Source organism: Paraburkholderia sp. Cpub6, from assembly GCF_014201065.1.
Classification (GTDB): Bacteria; Pseudomonadota; Gammaproteobacteria; order Burkholderiales; family Burkholderiaceae; genus Paraburkholderia; species Paraburkholderia tuberum.
In genome coordinates this window covers 21,224-37,752 of sequence record NZ_JACHDM010000021.1, presented here as the reverse complement: position 1 = coordinate 37,752, position 16,529 = coordinate 21,224, and the positions used below count along the sequence as shown (strand labels likewise).

Annotated in this window: 9 protein-coding genes; 7 read left to right on the top strand and 2 right to left on the bottom strand. The window is 67.3% G+C overall.

Features of this window, described 5'->3' with window-relative positions; genetic code table 11:
- Window positions 1–6 precede the first annotated feature (6 nt).
- Both HDG33_RS27385 and HDG33_RS27380 read right to left on the bottom strand, forming a co-directional pair.
- Window positions 7–2,328, bottom strand: a complete 2,322-nt coding sequence (locus HDG33_RS27385) for a bifunctional diguanylate cyclase/phosphodiesterase (protein ID WP_184036423.1) — start codon at window positions 2,326–2,328, stop codon at window positions 7–9.
- 167 nt (window positions 2,329–2,495) lie between these two features.
- On the bottom strand, window positions 2,496–2,855 hold the full coding sequence (locus tag HDG33_RS27380) for a hypothetical protein (RefSeq protein ID WP_260330599.1): 360 nt from the start codon (window positions 2,853–2,855) through the stop codon (window positions 2,496–2,498).
- 499 nt (window positions 2,856–3,354) lie between these two features.
- On the opposite strand from HDG33_RS27380, the gene bcsD reads away from it, so the two are divergent.
- The 7 genes from bcsD (at window position 3,355) to HDG33_RS27345 (ending at window position 16,224) form a co-directional block, all read left to right on the top strand.
- On the top strand, window positions 3,355–3,810 hold the full coding sequence (gene bcsD / locus HDG33_RS27375; RefSeq protein ID WP_184036420.1) for a cellulose biosynthesis protein BcsD: 456 nt from the start codon (window positions 3,355–3,357) through the stop codon (window positions 3,808–3,810).
- A 146-nt stretch (window positions 3,811–3,956) separates the two neighbouring features.
- The gene (bcsP, locus tag HDG33_RS27370) at window positions 3,957–4,694 is read left to right on the top strand and encodes a cellulose biosynthesis protein BcsP (protein ID WP_184036417.1); all 738 of its coding nucleotides are present in this window, start codon (window positions 3,957–3,959) and stop codon (window positions 4,692–4,694) included.
- Entirely contained in the window at window positions 4,691–5,479 is a 789-nt protein-coding gene (gene bcsQ / locus HDG33_RS27365; RefSeq protein ID WP_184036414.1) for a cellulose biosynthesis protein BcsQ, read from the top strand. The genes bcsP and bcsQ overlap by 4 nt, the downstream gene beginning before the upstream one ends.
- The gene (gene bcsA / locus HDG33_RS27360) at window positions 5,476–7,683 is read left to right on the top strand and encodes a UDP-forming cellulose synthase catalytic subunit (RefSeq protein ID WP_184036411.1); all 2,208 of its coding nucleotides are present in this window, start codon (window positions 5,476–5,478) and stop codon (window positions 7,681–7,683) included. Before bcsQ ends, bcsA begins: the two co-directional genes overlap by 4 nt.
- Window positions 7,684–7,686: 3 nt before the next feature.
- Window positions 7,687–10,251, top strand: coding sequence for a cellulose biosynthesis cyclic di-GMP-binding regulatory protein BcsB (bcsB, locus tag HDG33_RS27355; RefSeq protein ID WP_184036408.1), 2,565 nt, complete (start codon window positions 7,687–7,689; stop codon window positions 10,249–10,251).
- Window positions 10,252–10,303: 52 nt separating this feature from the next.
- On the top strand, window positions 10,304–11,491 hold the full coding sequence (gene bcsZ, locus HDG33_RS27350) for a cellulose synthase complex periplasmic endoglucanase BcsZ (protein ID WP_184036406.1): 1,188 nt from the start codon (window positions 10,304–10,306) through the stop codon (window positions 11,489–11,491).
- Window positions 11,482–16,224 carry a cellulose synthase subunit BcsC-related outer membrane protein gene (locus HDG33_RS27345; protein ID WP_184036403.1) on the top strand — a complete coding sequence of 1,581 codons (4,743 nt, stop codon included), beginning with the start codon at window positions 11,482–11,484 and terminating at the stop codon, window positions 16,222–16,224. Before bcsZ ends, HDG33_RS27345 begins: the two co-directional genes overlap by 10 nt.
- Window positions 16,225–16,529: the final 305 nt, after the last annotated feature.

The window sequence follows — 16,529 nt, the reverse complement described above, 5'->3', positions numbered from 1 at the left end:
CTTCCCCTACTCGCCCGCCGGCCAAGGCAAGCCTCGCGCCGACCAATCCAGCTCGACCCCCATCACACAGCGCCCGGTCGCCAGCTGCACGGCAAGTGTCACTGCGATGCACGGCCGCCCGCTCGCGAGCGACAGATAAGGATTACTGGTGACCGCCTCGCCGGGCAGCAGCACCGCATTGCGGAAGTACGGCCGATGATCCCAGCGCGCATCGCGCGGATTCGCGACCGGCTGCAGCGACGCCGCGTCCTCGCACCATGCGGGCCCGCGCACCTCGTGACCGATCTGGCGGCCGGTGGCGTCGAGGATGAAACAGCTGATGCAACGCTCGAAGGTGGCGAGCAGCGCGAACGCGTCGTCCATCATGGCGCCGGCGCGCAAGCCGTCGGCCGCGCGCCGCAGTTCGAGCCGGTACGGCTCCATTTCGGATTCGAACAACGCATGCTGATGCGCACGGCCCTGCGCGATCACGTCGAACGCATCGTCGATCTGGCGATGCACCGACTCGGGCGGCGCGATCTCTGACGCGGGCCGCCCTAGCAGATAGCCCTGCGCGAAATCGACATTCGACTCGACCGCGAGAATCAGCTCGTCGGCCGTCTCGACGCCTTCGACGACCACCAGCATCCCCGCCTGGTGCAGCAGCGACACGAGTTTCGGCAAGATCGGCTGCTGCGTGCCGTACGTGGTCGCGCGAATCAGCTCGCCGTCGAGCTTGACGAGGTCCGGCCGGATCCGCAGCAGCCGGTCGAGATTCGACTGGCCCGCGCCGAAGTCGTCGACTGCGATCAGGAAGCCGTGCTGGCGATAGCGCGCCGCCGCGCGCGACATCTCGTCGACGCTGCCGCCATGCGATTCGAGAATCTCCAGAATCACGCGCTCGGGTTCGAGCCCTGCCACACGCACGATCTTCGTCAACTGGTCGGCGTAGCCTTCGGCGACGAAGGTGGACGGCAGGATGTTCAGGAACAGCCACGCGTCGCCGGGCAGCGCGCGACGCGCGTTGCCGAGATGCACCGCGTGGCTCGCGCGGTCGAGCGCGCCTTCGTCGCTCGACGGCTTCGGCGCGAACATCACGACCGGCGGCACCAGCGTGCCGTCGTCATGCTCTCCGCGCAGCAGCGCCTCGAAGCCGACCTGCTTCTGATGCGATAGGCTGTAGAGCGGCTGAAAGTGCGAGATCAGATAGAAGTCTTCCCAGCGGTAACGCGCCGCGTCGGCGCTCGGATCGCCGAACGGTGACTGCAGCGCGTCGAACGGCAGCGCGCGTTCCGCGCAGACACGGTTGCGCCCCGTCTGCTTCGCGCGCAGCAAGGCTTCGTCCGCGCGATCGAGCAGCATCATGAAGCTTTCGCCGCGCCGATGCTCGGCGACGCCGAAGCTCGCGGTCAGATGGCCGTCCGGCCGTTCGATCCCGGCGATGTCGAGACGCAGCCGCTCGGCGATCTGCAGCGCGCCGGTGAGATCATCGTCGAGCAGCAGCGCGAATTCCTCGCCGCCGATGCGGCTCACGCTTTGGTAGAGCGCAACCGCGTCCTTCAGCACCTGCGCGACCTGGAACAGCGCATGGTCGCCGACCGCATGACCGAAGCGGTCGTTGAGCGACTTGAAGCTGTCGATGTCGAGAAAGATCGCGCTGATCTGCGCCCCTGGCGCCAGCGTCTCGAGGCGTCTCTCCGCGTGCTTGACGAACGAGCGACGATTTTGCAGGCCGGTCAGCGGATCGGTCGCCGCGAGTTGCGCGAGCTGGCTCTCGAGCAGAAAGTGATTGCGCCGGAAACGGTAGAAGCCGAAATGGAATACCACCGCCGTCGGCGCACCGATCGCGATGACCCACGTCCACACGGCCGCGTCAACCTCGGGCGCATGAGCTTTGCCGCGCAGCAGCGCGATGGCCGCCGCGTAGAACACCACGCTGCCGGTGACGAAATGCGCGGGCGTGAGCCATAGCGGCGCCGCGCAGATCGGTATCACCACGAATGCGGGCAATAGCCACGGCAACGGATGCGCGAGGCCCTTCGCGTTCAGCACGAGCCCGGCGATCAGCACCAGTTCGTACGCGACGCCGATCGCGCCGAACAGCGCCGTCGACTTCGCGCGTGGGATCGCCAGCACCAGCAGCGCGAGCAGGAGCGCGCATAGCAGCCGGTACGCGAGCGGCCCGGCCGGTGCGCCGATCAGTTCGCGCGCCGTTACCATGCACAGGAACGCAACCACCGTGAAGCCCATCGTCACGAGGGAAAGCGGCCGCTGATGGTCGAGCGAGCGCCGGTGAAAGCGCTCACGCATGCTTGGCTCGGGCAGGTGCTGCGTCGGGATGGCAGACATAGATGGTTGATCAGGGTTTCCGGTCACTCCGCCAATAGTTATCGGCAAACGTTCGATAAACATTTATGGCTAACGTAACACGACGTATAAATTCGGCGCCTACGTGCTTGAAGTCGTGCTGCTTTCCCACTGTGCGATCCGGCGATCCGGCCACCGGCCGGGCCGCGCTACGCCGCCATCACCCGATCGCGCCCCGCAGCTTTCGCCGTGTACAACGCACGGTGGGCGCGCGCCATCATCTGCGCGAGCCGTACATGGCGCCGCGTCGTGTGACCGAGGCACAGCAGCAGCGCCGCTGTCGCGAGAAAGTAGAAGCTGTAGCGCGGCCGGTTGGCCGGGCGTCCGGTCAGCATCAACAGCCCGAGCACCCCATAGAGGCCCGCGTGATAGGCGGACACCAGCGCGACGCGCGCATTGAAGTTCGGTGCGACGAAGGTCCAGTAGACCATGCCGACCAGCACGAACAGCAGCCCCACATAAGCGGGCCACGGCCGCGAGCGCGTTGGCGGCGATCCAGTAGTTGACACCGGGAATCTTCGCGCGCCTTAGCGACAGCAGCACGGCCATCGCCATTGCGTCCGCCAGAATCGTGACCAGCAGAATAGTGAGTGGATTGAGCATTGCAAATTATTTGAATCGAACGCCGCGCCGATCTTTCGCGCGACTCACCATCCGCCGAGTGCATGATTAAAAGACTCAAGCGCAAAGCAGGCCGGATTGCCGGCTAATACACCTATGGTTCCGCAAGCCTTTTCGCGCGCCAGGCGAAGATTAACCTTTCAATTTCTTTTAAGCAGCAAAAATTACGCAGTTCATGTGTCTCGAATGCGCATTCATTAACGTATAAGCTGAACAATGGAAGTGGCTAAAAGCCGGTCTCTTAAGTAGACTTCTCACGATGTGTGCCGGGCACCCTAGACAACCCGGTAGAAATGACGTAATCGGCGCCCGATTGCCGAACGACTCCGATGCTCAATGGCTGTCACGTTCGCAATGTGCAACGGGCCGCGACCACTTCCGGAAAACATGGTCCCAATCCTCAACTATCTGCTCGAACGCCAAATCTCGCCGCAATGGCGCGGCATGCTGAGCGCGCTGGCGAGCGAGTTCGAAGCGCAAATCGGACACGACGAGTTGCGCCAGCTGATGCATCGCGTCGGCAGCCGTTTCGCGCTCGCGCATCCGCTGCCCGCCTGCGCATCGACGGCCGAACTCGAGCAGGTATTGAATTCTTACTGGCATCAGATGGATTGGGGTTACGTCGCGCTCGCCGATGAGGCGGAGTGGCTGCGCATCATTCACTATTGCGCGCCGCTGCCCGCCTTCGGCGAATCGGCGCTCGCCTGGACGCCGGCATTTCTCGAAGGCGCCTATCAGTCATGGTTGAACGCGTTGGGCGCACAGGGTTTGTCGGTCGTGCAGACGAGCGCGTTCGGCGAGGACAGCTCGCTCGAATTCCGCCTCGGCCGTCACCCCGCCTGAGCACCAGCGGTTCTGCACGCGTACGTGCGAACGAGTGTGCGACGGCGATACAGCCGCCATGCAGGATCAGAGAAGGCAGTTCAAGTAAACAGCACCCCGAGCAGTCGGTTTGGGGCCATGCACGGTATGTAACAGACGACGGCATCATGAGTTCATCGAGCGACATCGAAAAACTGTTCGAGCAATTTGGCGGCGACGCCAACGCGTACCAGGAGATCGGCCGCGAGAACGACGCGCGCACCGCGCGCACTCGTTGGCCGCTGCTCGTGACGCTCGATCTGACGCAACCGGCCATTCCGGCAATCGGCCAGCTTCGCGACGCGAAACCACAGCCGCCGATAACCGTGGCGCCACGGGCCGCCGTCCACGAGGACACGACACCGAAGGACATGGCATCCGTGACGCGCGCGAAGGCACCGCTGTTCACGCGCCCGCACCGGCGTGACATTCCACCGGTACCTGTGGCCGCGGCCCAGCCCGCGGCGCCGAGCGGCGCGTCACGCTTCCGCACGGCTGACGAACTCGACGAGGCGGCCGCGCAAACGATTGCGCCTGTCGCGCCAGGCAGGACACGCCCCGCCGCGCCCGCCGCGCCCGCTTATGGCAGCGCGAGCACGGCACCGGCATCGTCGATGTCACCGCCACCAGCGCCGCAACCCACCTATACGGCCCAACCCGCGCAACCGGCCCAACCGCCGTCGAGCCTCGGCAAGATGTTTGCAGCGCAAACCCCGAGCGCGCCGCCGCAAGCGGCCGCGCCCGCGTCGCTGAACTCGGTGTTCGACCGTCTGCGCGGCACGTCCGCCCAAGGCGCGCAAGCACCCGCCGGCACCGCGCGCGGCGGCTTCGCCTCGTGGCTCACCAACGGTCCGCGTCGCTCATGAAAGTCATTGCCGTGGTGTCCGCCAAAGGGGGGGTCGGCAAGACCACCCTCGCCGCCAATCTCGCTTCCGTGCTCGCCAACAGCGGCCGGCGTGTGATTGCACTCGATCTCGATCCGCAGAACGCCCTGCGGCTGCACTTCGGCGTGCCGCTCGACAGCATCGACGGCCTGTCGCGCGCGACTCTGTCGGGCAACCCGTGGCAAACGGTGATGTTCGACGGTATCGACGGCGTGACCGTGCTGCCGTACGGCGCGCTGCTGGAGGACGACCGCCGCCGCCTCGAGGCGCAGATCGACCAGCATCCGCAATGGCTCACGCAGTCGCTGCAGCACCTGCGGCTCGATGCGTCCGACATCGTGATCGTCGATACGCCGCCCGGCTCGTCGACCTACGTGCGAACCGCGCTGAGCGCGGCCACCTTCGCGTTGAACATCGTGCTCGCCGACGCCGCGTCGTACGCGGCGATCCCGCAGATGGAGCGGCTGATCGAAACCTATGCGGCGCCGCGCGCGGATTTCGGCGGCGTCGGCTACGTGATCAACCAGATCGACCAATCCCGCCAGTTGAGCAAGGACGTGCTGAAGGTGCTGCGTCAGATGCTCGCCGGCAAGGTGTTCCCCGGCGTGATCCATCTCGACGAAGGCGTCAGCGAAGCGCTCGCCTGCGACACCACACTGATCCATTACGATCCGCTGAGCCAGGCCGCCGCCGATTTCCGCGCATGCGCCGCCTGGCTCATGGCGGCGCTCGACGCTATTGCCGCCCAGCCAAGGAACGTCGCATGAGCAGTCCAGCCTCCTCGCGCGAGCCCGAGGGCGGCGAGCCGTCGCGGTTCCAACGCTTCATCGACGCAAGCTTCTGGAACAGCCGCATCGTCACCGGGCTCGTCACGATGCTCGCGCTGTACATGCTGTACTTCGTGTTCACGGTGCCGCTCGAGTTCTATCAGCAGCTGACCTTCGCGACCCTGTGCTTCGTGCTCGCGCTGCTGTTTCGCCGTCGGCCCGGCCGCTACGCGACGATGGTGATGATCATGCTGTCGATCGTCGCGTCGGGCCGCTACATGTACTGGCGGCTGACCGAAACGACGTACTGGGAGCATCCGCTCGACGCCACCTGGGGTCTGCTGCTCGTGTCCGCCGAACTCTACGCGACGATCGTGCTGATGCTCGGCTACTTCCAGACCGCGTGGCCGCTCAAGCGCAAGCCAATGCCGCTGCCCGCCAATCGCGACGAATGGCCGACCGTCGACGTGTTCATCCCGACCTACAACGAGCCGCTCGCCGTCGTGAAGCCGACCGTCTACGCGGCGCTCGCGCTCGACTACCCGGCCGACAAGATGTCGATCCACGTGCTCGACGACGGCCGCCGCGCCGAGTTCAGGGCGTTCTGCGAGGAAGTCGGCGTGAACTGGACGATCCGCACGCACAATCGCCACGCGAAGGCCGGCAACATCAACGAGGCGCTGAAGATCACGAGCGGCGAGTACCTCGCGATCTTCGACTGCGATCACATCCCGACCCGCTCGTTCCTGCAGATCGGCCTCGGCTGGTTCCTGCGCGACAAGCTGCTGTCGATGCTGCAAACGCCGCACCACTTCTTCTCCGCCGACCCGTTCGAGCGCAACCTCGGCACTTTCCGCAAGGTGCCGAACGAAGGCGAGCTGTTCTACGGCCTCGTGCAGGACGGCAACGATCTGTGGAACGCGACGTTCTTCTGCGGCTCGTGCGCGCTGCTGCGCCGGAGCATGGTCGACGAGATCGGCGGCATCGCGGTGGAGACCGTCACCGAGGACGCACACACCGCGCTGAAGCTGCACCGCCTCGGCTACACCACCGCGTATCTGGCGATTCCGCAGGCCGCAGGCCTCGCGACCGAAAGCCTGTCGGGCCACATCGGCCAGCGCATCCGCTGGGCGCGCGGCATGACGCAGATCTTCCGCATCGACAATCCGCTCACCGGCAAGGGGCTGAAGATCGGCCAGCGGCTGTGTTACCTGAACGCGATGATGCACTTCTTCTACGGCGTGCCGCGTCTCGTGTTCCTGACCGCGCCGCTGTCGTATCTGTTCTTCGGGGCGCATGTGATCGAGGCGGCGGCCAGCACGATCGCGATCTACGCGCTGCCGCACATGATGCACGCGAGCATCACGAACTCGCGGATGCAGCGCCTGTTCCGCCATTCGTTCTGGGCCGAGGTGTACGAGTCGGTGCTGGCGTCGTACATCACCGCGCCGACGCTGCTCGCGCTGATCAACCCGAAGCTCGGCAAGTTCAACGTGACGGCCAAGGGCGGCGTGATCGAGAAGAGCTACTTCGACTGGTCGATCTCGCGACCGTATCTGTTCCTGCTGCTGCTGAACCTGCTCGGCTTCCTCGCGGGTCTCGTGCACATCTACATGAACTGGCACGTGCGCAGCATCGTCGAGACCACGCTGCTCAATCTCGCGTGGACCAGCTACAACATGCTGATCCTCGGCGCGAGCGTGGCCGCCGCGAGCGAGCGCCGCCAGATCCGCGCGGTGCCGCGCGTCGCGATGAAGATGCCCGTGATGCTGAAGTTCTCGACCGGCCGCACGCTCGCGTGCGAAACGATCGACTACTCGGAAGGCGGCGTCGGCGTCGCGCTGCCCAGCACCATCGAAGTGCCGATGCAGGAGCGCGTGACCGTGTCGCTGTTCCGCGGCGACGAAGAGTACGCGTTCCCCGCCACCGTCAGTTTTACCGGGCCGGGACGCGTGGGGCTGCGCTTTTCGTCGATGTCGCGCGAACAGGAGTACGAGTTCGTCAAAACCACCTTCGCGCGCGCGGACGCGTGGACCGGCTGGGCCGAGGGACGCGAGACGGACACACCGCTGCGCGGTCTGTCGCACGTGCTGAAGGTCGGCGTGCGCGGCATCGCGGGGCTGTTCGAACATCTGTACGACGACTTGCGCAGTTCGATCAAAAGCCGTCCCGCGGACGTCAAGAAGCTAAAAACGAAAGACTGATCTATGGGCTACCGGATGGCCACGGACAATATCGAACGCCCGGCACACGGGCGCAACAGCATTGGACCCCAATCGCGCCTGTTTGCTTGTCACGGCTTGCGACACTCGCGGCGAATCATGCGCGGCGTCGCCTGCTGGCTCGCGCTGCAGACCGCGCTGACGTCATTCGTGCCGCTCGCTGAAGCGGCCAGCCCTGCCGCCGCCGCGGCCAAACCGGCGTCGGACGCGGCGGCACCCGCCGGCGCGCCGCAAACCCCGCAAGTCGCGACCGGCGTCGGCAACGTGCCCGCGCCGAGCGCGGCGGTGCCGTTCGATCCGAACGCGATCGCCCAGGGCCAGCTCGCCACGCCGACGCCCGCGCTCGCGGCGGCCTCGGTGAAGGCGCTCGGCATGCGCACGCCGACCACCGCCGAGCCCGGCACGCTGGTGCCCGGAGGCCGCCGCCAGACGCTGACGTTCGCCGACTTCGGCGCGCTCGACCCGCTGCAATTGCGCGGCGTCGACGGACAGAACGGCATCGTGTTCTCGGTGCGCGGCGACGAGGTCGTGACCGGCGCGACGCTGCATCTGATCTACAGTTATTCGCCCGCGCTGCTGGCGAACCTGTCGCAGCTGAAGGTGCTGGTCAACGGCGAAGTCGCGGCGACACTGCCGCTGCCGCACGAGCAGGCCGGCATGCTGGTCGCGCGCGAGATCACGATCGATCCGCGCTTCATCACCGACTTCAACCACCTGAACCTGCAGCTGATCGGCCACTACACGACGGCCTGCGAAGACCCCGCGAACTCGTCGCTGTGGGCGACGATCAGCAATGCGAGCTCGCTCGACCTGACCTACTCGTCGCTCGCGACGAAAGCGGAGCTGGCCGCGCTGCCGCAGCCTTTCTTCGACCGCCGCGACGTGCGCCGCCTCGAGCTGCCGTTCGTGCTCGCGCAGAAGCCGGGCAACGGCACGCTCGAAGCCGCCGGCATCGTCGCGTCGTGGTTCGGCTCGCTCGCCGGCTACCGCGGCGCGGTGTTTCCCGCCCAGCTCGACAACCCGCCGCTGTCGGGCAACGCGGTCGTGTTCGCGACCAGCGACCAGCATCCGGCCGGCGTGACGATTCCCGAGATCACCGGGCCGACCATCGCGGTGGTCGAGCGCGACGCGAACGCGCGCGGCAAGCTGCTGCTCGTGCTCGGCCGCAACGAGGCCGAGCTGAAGACCGCCGCGAAGTCGCTCGGGATCGGCCATAGCGCGCTGTCCGGCGCGAGCGCCACGATCACGTCACTGAACGAAATTACGCCGCGCGTGCCGTACGACGCGCCGAACTGGCTGCCGACCGACCGCGCGGTGCGCTTCGGCGAGCTAGCCGATCCGAAAGACCTGACCGTGTTCGGCTACGACGCCGACGCGGTGCGCATCAACATGCGGGTGCCGCCCGATCTGTTCATGTGGCACACGCGCGGCGTGCCGATCGATCTGCGCTACCGCTACACGGTGCGGCCGGCGCGCGACCGCTCGTCGCTGAACGTCAGCGTGAACAACGGCTTCGTGCAGGCGCTGCCGATTCCGGCGCGCCCTGCGTCGGTGTTCGACCTGAGCCGCTACTTCAACCTCATCATGCCCGACGGCACCGCCGACGCGCGCCGCAACATCCGCATCCCGCCGCTGCTGATGACGCCGCGCACACAGCTGCGGCTGCACTTCTACTACGACATCCCGAACACCGGCGAATGCGCGGGCCGCCTGTTGCAGAACGTGGTCGGCGCGATCGATCCGAACTCGACGATCGACCTGTCGTCGTTCCCGCACTACATGGCGCTGCCCGATCTGGCCGCGTTCGCCAACAGCGGCTTTCCGTTCACGCGGATGGCGGACCTCTCCGAGACCGCCGTCGTGCTGCCGGACGACCCGGACGCGAGCGACTACAGCCTGTATCTGCTGACGATGGGCCGGATGGGCGAATCGACCGGCTATCCGGTCTCCGGCGTGACCGTCACCCATGCGGCCGACGTCGACCGCCTCGCCGACAAGGACCTGCTGGTGTTCGGCGCGCCTGGCAAGCAGCCGCTGTTGCAGCGCTGGTCGAAGTCGATGCCGTTCTCCAGCGACGGCGCCGCGCACACGTTCCAGCTCACCGACCTGGTGTTCAAGCTGCGGGACTGGTGGCACGGCGAGCGCGGCGTCGAGCGCACGCCCGCGCGTGCCGATCTGACGATGGTCAGCTCGAACGGCGCGGCGCTGCTAACCGGCTTCGAGTCGCCGCTGCAGCGAGGCCGCAGCGCGGTTGCGCTGATCAGCGCGGCCGGCAAGTCGGATGCCGATCTGTCCGCCGCGCTGCTCGACGCCGACGTGCTGCCGAAGATTCAAGGCGCGATGGCCGTGATCCATGGCCGCGCCGTCACCATCACGTCGAACGGCACCGCATACTACGTGGGCCGTCTGTCGCCGCAGGAGTATCTGCGCTGGGCACTATCGTCGCATCCGCTGCTGCTGTTGCTCGGCGGCGTGCTCGCCGCGCTGATCATCGCGGCCTTGTGCTACCGGACGCTTCGCGCGATCGCCGCGCGTCGACTGAAGGACTGACGCGCGATCGCCGTGCGTTGGCTGAAGGACTGATGGAACGGATATGACTCGTATGCGGTTTCGGATCAACAGAAGAACCTCTTTTGCGCTGGCGCTCGGTATCGGCATGACGGCGTCGGCCAGTCTGGCGGGTTTGAGCGGCGCCGCTCAGGCCGCGCAGAACGGCGCTGCATGCGGCGACTGGGTCGCCTGGCAAAGCTTCGTGCAACGCTTCGTCCAGGCCGACGGCCGCGTGATCGATTACTCGACGCCGGCCCAGCAGACCACCTCGGAAGGCCAGTCCTACGCGCTCTTTTTCGCGCTGGTCGCCAACGACCGCGCGACCTTCGACAAGCTGCTCGGCTGGACCCGCGCGAATCTCGCGGGCAACCAGTTCGACGCCCAGAACCTGCGGCTGCCCGCATGGCAATGGGGCAAGAAGCCGGACGGCTCGTACGGCGTGCTCGATCCGAATTCGGCGTCGGATTCCGACCTGTGGATCGCCTACGATCTGCTGCAGGCCGGCCGCCTGTGGCACAACCCCGCCTACACGCAACTGGGCCAGGCACTCGCCGAGCGCATCGCGCGCGACGAAGTCGCGAATCTATCTGGCCTCGGGCCGATGCTGCTGCCGGGGGCGCAGGGCTTCAGGAACGGCAACGTCACGCGTCTGAATCCGAGCTATCTGCCGCTGCCGGTGTTGCGCGCGCTCGCGCACGAGGTGCCGGACGGCCCGTGGGCCAAGCTCGCCGACAACGCTTATCAGTTCGTCAAAACCGTGTCGCCGCAAGGCTTCGCGCCTGACTGGGCGGCGTGGCAGAACGGTCGGTTCGTCGTCGATCCGAAGAACGGCGACGTCGGCAGCTACGATGCGATCCGCGTCTATCTGTGGGCCGGCCTCGCTTCGCCCGCCGATCCGCTCGCGAAGCCGTGGCTCGGCGCGCTCGGCGGCATGCGCGCGAAGGTCGCGCAGAACGGCTTCCCGCCGGAGAAGGTGTCGTCGACCACCGGCGCGGCGAGCGGCGAAGGCCCGCTCAGCTATTGGGGCGCGCTCGCGCCTTACTTCAAGACGCTGGGCGACGAGCACGGACTCGGCCTCGCGCGCACGCGGCTCGCCGCGCTCGACGCGAACGTTCCGGGCCGTGAACCGGTGTACTACGATCGTGTGTTGGGTCTGTTCGGCACGGGGTTCATCGATGGCCGCTATCGCTTCGATGAAGCCGGCAGTCTCGTGCCCGCCTGGAGGACCGCATGCGATTGAACGCCCTCGCCGGGTCGCTGCATATCGCGCTGTCCGTCGGCGCGGTCTTGTGCGCGGCCGCGGCCGCCCCCGATGCGCTCGCGCAGGCGAGCAAAGATCCGCTGACCGTGCTGATCGATCAGGGCAAGTACTGGCAGTCGCATCAGCGCGGCGACCTCGCCGAGCAGGCCTGGCAGAAGGTGCTCAGCATCGATCCGAAGCAGCCCGACGCCCTGTTCGGCATGGGCATGGTGCTGGCCGACCGCAAGGACGGCGCCGGCGCGCAGCAATACCTCGCGCGGCTGAAGGCGGCCGCGCCGAATTATCCGAATCTCGATGAGCTCGGCCGCCGCCTTGGCGAAACGAGCCCGCGCGACCAGACCATCAGCGAGGCGCGCCGGCTCGCGCAAGCCGGTCAGAGCGCGAGCGCGGTGCAGGAGTATCAGCGCGCGCTGGCCGGCAAGCCCACCACGCCCCAGTTGCAGCTCGAGTATTACCAGGCGCTGTCGGCGACGCCGCAGGGCTGGGACGAAGCACGCCGCGGCCTCGAACAGCTCGCCCACGACAACCCCAACGACCCGCGGTTCGCACTCGCGTACGCGCAGCATCTGACCTATCGCGACGTCACGCGGCGCGACGGTATCGCGCGGCTGCAAAAGCTCGCCGGCGACGCCTCGGTCGGCGCGGCGGCGAAAAAGAGCTGGCGCCAGGCGCTGCTGTGGCTCGACGCGCGGCCCTCGGACGCCGCGCTGTACGAGTCGTACTTCCAGACCGCCGGTGAAGATGCCGCCGTGAAGGCGCGCTTCGAATCGATGGTGCAGCAGGGCAGCGCGGCGCGCGCCCGCGCGCAGGAAAACGCCGCCGCCGACGCGCGCGGCCGCGTGATCGCCGACGGCTTCGCCGCGCTCGACCGCGACGACCTCGTGAGCGCGCGCGCCAGGTTCTCGTCGGTACTCGCGAACAGTCCTAACGATACCGACGCGCTCGGCGGCATGGGCATCGCCGCGCTGAAGCAGGAGCGTTTCGCCGAGGCGCGCAACTACCTCGAGCGTGCCTCGCGCGGACCGAATCCGGCGCGCTGGAAAACCGCGCTCGACAGCGCGACCTACTGGACCTACACGAGCGAAGCGATCGGCGCGCGCAGCAATGGCGAGTTCGCGAAGGCGAAGGCACTGTTCGAGCGCGCGATCGCGCTGAATCCGTCCGACGTGACCGCCCAGGTGCAGCTCGGTGAAATGCTGCTCACGACCGGCGACCCGGCCGGCGCCGAGCAGGCATACCGGATGGCACTGCGCCGCCAGGCCGACAACCCGGATGCGATTCGCGGCCTCGTCGGTGCGCTCGCCGCGCAGGGCCGTGCCGACGAGGCGCTGCAGTTCGCCAATCAGCTGAACGCGCAACAACAGGCGAAGGTCGGCGGCATCGACCGTTTGCGCGGCGACGCGCAGGCAGCGCAGGCGCGCGCGGCCGAAGCGCGCGGCGATCTCGGCAGCGCGCGCAGCCTGTTCGAAGACGCGCTGCTGAACAAGCCCGACGATCCGTGGCTGCGGCTCGACCTCGCGCGCATCTACGTGCGCCAGGGCGCAGTCGCGAATGCGCGCAGCATGATGGACGGTCTGCTCGCCACGCGTCCGGACATGACCGATGCGCTGTACGCGAGCGCGCTGCTGTCGGCGGAAACGCAGGACTGGTCGACCGGTCTCGCGCAGCTCGACCGTATTGCGCCCGCGCAGCGCACCGATGCGATGACGACGTTGCAGCATCGGCTGTGGGTGCATCGGCAGGCCGACCTCGCGACGCGCATGGCGAAGAACGGCCAGACGCAGCAGGCCATCGCGACGTTGCGCGCCGCCGAGCCGGTGGCCGGCAACAACCCCGAGCTGATCGGCGTGATCGCCGGCGCGTACCAGCAGGCCGGCGACCCGAGCCGCGCGCTCGCACTCGTGCGCGGCGCGATGAGCGCGGCGCCCGGCAACACCGATCTGCTGCTGCAATACGCGAGCATTCTGTCTGCGGCCAACCAGCAGGCCGAGCTCGGCGCCGTGATGCGCCAGTTGCAAGGCATGCAACTGACGCCGCAGCAGCGCACTGACTTCAACAACCTGAATCTCGGCATCGTCATCCGACAAGCCGACGCGGTCCGCCTGCGCGGCGATCTCGCGAGCGCCTACGACGTGATCGCGCCGTGGCTCGCCGCGATGCCCGACAACCCCGACCTGCAAGCCGCGCTCGGCCGCATGTATGCGAGCGCGGGCGACGACCGCAACGCGCTCACGAGCTTCCGTGTCGCGCTGCAGCGCCGCCCCGACGATCTGAATCTGCTGCAGGCGGCGATCTCGGCTGCGGCCGGCGCGAAGCAGTTCAGCTACGCCGAAACCCTCGCGAACCAGGCGCTCGCCCTCGCGCCCAACGACCCGGGCGTGCTCGCGACCGTGGGGCGCATGTATCGCGCCCAAGGCAAGCTGTCGCTCGCGTCGACCTATCTGCAACGCTCGCTGGTCGCGGCCAATACGCCGCTGGCGGCGAACGCGCCCCGCAACGCAGGCACCAACGTGCCGCGCGGCTGGGAAGCGGCGATGAGCCAGATCGGCGCGACGCCGTTGCCGGGCACCAATCCGTTCGAAGGCAAAACGGCGATCGTCCCTTCGGGCGTCGCCGACAATGCCGCGCGTCCCGCGCTTCCGTTCCTGAATACGCAGTCTTCCTCGCCGACGCAGACCGTGCCGAACTATCCGCCGCCCCTTCAGTCCTCGCCGTATGTCGCGCCGTATGTCGCGCCCTATACGGCGCCCACCGCGACGCCTTATAACGCGCCTGCCGCACAGCCCGCGCCGGTCGCCGCACCGTACGGAGCGCCTCGCTCCGCCGCCGAGGTCGGCGGCTACGGACAGGAATCCAACGGATCGAGCCAGTCGGGCGCGCCGTTGCAGCCTTATCCGGGACCAGGCCAGGCGCCCGGGCAGCCGATGCCGCGGCAGCAGTACGACGCGGGCTATGCGCAGCCGCAGCCCTATGCGCAGCAGCAAGCGTATCCGCAGCCACAGCCTTACCCGCAGCAGCAAGCGTATCCGCAGCAACCGGCGTACGGGCAACCGGCGTACGGGCAACCCGGATACGGGCAGCCGGCAAACGGGCAGCAGCCCTACGGTGCGCAGGACGGCTATGCGGCCACACCGTGGCCTATGTCGCCGGCCGCGCGCGAGGCGCAGGCCAACGCCGCGTCGACGACGGCGCTGCCGTACGGATCGACACGCACGAGCACGCAGAAGAGCGCCAAGAAGAGCACGGCGAAAACGAGCCAACCCGCGCCGGTCTACGCGCAGCCGCCGCCGTATCCGCAGCAGCAGGGCTACGCGCAGCCGTATCAGCCGTATCAGCCGCAACAGCCCTATCAACAGCAGCCTTACCCGAACCAGGGCTACTACGCGCAGCAGCCGTACATTCCGCAACCGCCGGCCGGCTACGCGCAGCCGTACTACCCGCCCGGCAGCAACGCGCAGAACAACCCGCAGTCGAACGTCGCGAACGCGCAGACGCTCGGCGTCGCCGAGGAGCTTGCGCAGGTCAATCGCGAGCAGTCGAGCACCGTGTCGGGCGGCCTGATCTTCCGCAATCGCGTCGGCGAGGACGGACTGTCGTCGCTCACCGACATCGAGGCGCCGATTCAGGGGCGTATCAAGGCGGGCAACGGTCACGTGGTCGTGACCGCGACCCCGGTCACGCTCGACGCAGGCACCGCGTCGAACAGCACGTCGACGCTCGCGCGCTTCGGCGCGGGGCTTTCGACCGCGTCGTCGAAATCGGCGGCGCAGAACGGCACCAACAACTACGGCAGCCAGACCGCGAGCGGTGTGGGCCTGTCCGTCGGCTATGACAGTCGCAGCATCAGCGGCGATATCGGCGTGACGCCGATCGGCTTGCGCGAGACCAACATCGTCGGTGGCGCGCAATACAACGGCGGCATCACCGACAAGGTCTCGTACTCGATCGCGGTCGCGCGGCGCGCGGTGACGGACAGCCTGCTGTCGTACGCGGGCGCGCGCGATGCGGCCGCCGGCCTCGAATGGGGCGGCGTCACGTCGAACGGCGCGCTTGCCAGCCTCAGCTGGGACGACGGCACGAGCGGCCTGTACGTGAGCGCGTCGTATCAGCACTACATGGGCACCAACGTGCCGAGCAACAACGCGATCAAGGGTGGCGGCGGTGTCTACACGCGTCTGCTGAAAGACGCCGACCAGACGCTGACGGTCGGCGTGAACACGACGATCATGGGCTACAACCGCAATCTGTCGTACTTCACTTACGGCCAGGGCGGCTACTTCAGTCCGCAGCAGTACGTGATCCTGAATCTGCCGGTCGAATGGTCGGGCCGCGCGGGCCTGTTTACATATGACGTGAAGGGTTCGATCGGCGTGCAGCATTATCGCGAGGATGCGTCGAACTATTTCCCGCTGAACGACGGCTCGACGCGGCAAGGCGACGCGGCCGCCGCCGCGCAATCCCTCGGCAACGGTCTGACCGCCGTCTACCCGGGTCAGAGCAAGACCGGCGTGTCGTATTCGATCAGCGGCGTCGGTGAATATCAGCTCGCGCCGCAGCTCGCGGTCGGGGCGACCGCGTCGCTCGGCAATGCCTATGAATATCGCGAGTGGCTCGCGGCCGTGTACGTGCGCTACAGCTTCAACAAGCAGACCGGCTTGCAGCCGTTCCCGCCGGTGCCGTTGACGTCGCAGTATCTGTCGCTGTCCAACTGACGGACGCACTGGTTGGGTGAGGTCGCGGTTTGCATTCGATGAATCGCAAGCCTCGTCGCCCCCGCCCTCACTTTCGTTCGCACTCCATCGAATAGCGCCGGCAATGCTCGAGATAGCCGGCCTCGTGGCTGCTCGCGAGCTCGACGGCGGGTTTGGGGAGTGGATATCGTGTGATGTTTTCCTTCGCCATCGTACGGTGCGTTCCGTGAAGTTCGAAGCTCGCGCAGGAATCGGGGACGACAGCACGATTCGCACCTGACCGCGGGCACGACCACGCCCTACGCGAAGGTATCGAGCCACGCCGG

Excerpts from the sequence above, each read along its gene's own strand:
- HDG33_RS27385 (WP_184036423.1), bottom strand. The coding sequence starts at position 2,328 with ATGTCTGCCATCCCGACGCAGCACCTGCCCGAGCCAAGCATGCGTGAG.
- bcsD (WP_184036420.1), top strand. The coding sequence starts at position 3,355 with ATGGTCCCAATCCTCAACTATCTGCTCGAACGCCAAATCTCGCCGCAA.
- bcsP (WP_184036417.1), top strand. The coding sequence starts at position 3,957 with ATGAGTTCATCGAGCGACATCGAAAAACTGTTCGAGCAATTTGGCGGC.
- bcsQ (WP_184036414.1), top strand. The coding sequence starts at position 4,691 with ATGAAAGTCATTGCCGTGGTGTCCGCCAAAGGGGGGGTCGGCAAGACC.
- bcsA (WP_184036411.1), top strand. The coding sequence starts at position 5,476 with ATGAGCAGTCCAGCCTCCTCGCGCGAGCCCGAGGGCGGCGAGCCGTCG.
- bcsB (WP_184036408.1), top strand. The coding sequence starts at position 7,687 with ATGGGCTACCGGATGGCCACGGACAATATCGAACGCCCGGCACACGGG.
- bcsZ (WP_184036406.1), top strand. The coding sequence starts at position 10,304 with ATGCGGTTTCGGATCAACAGAAGAACCTCTTTTGCGCTGGCGCTCGGT.
- HDG33_RS27345 (WP_184036403.1), top strand. The coding sequence starts at position 11,482 with ATGCGATTGAACGCCCTCGCCGGGTCGCTGCATATCGCGCTGTCCGTC.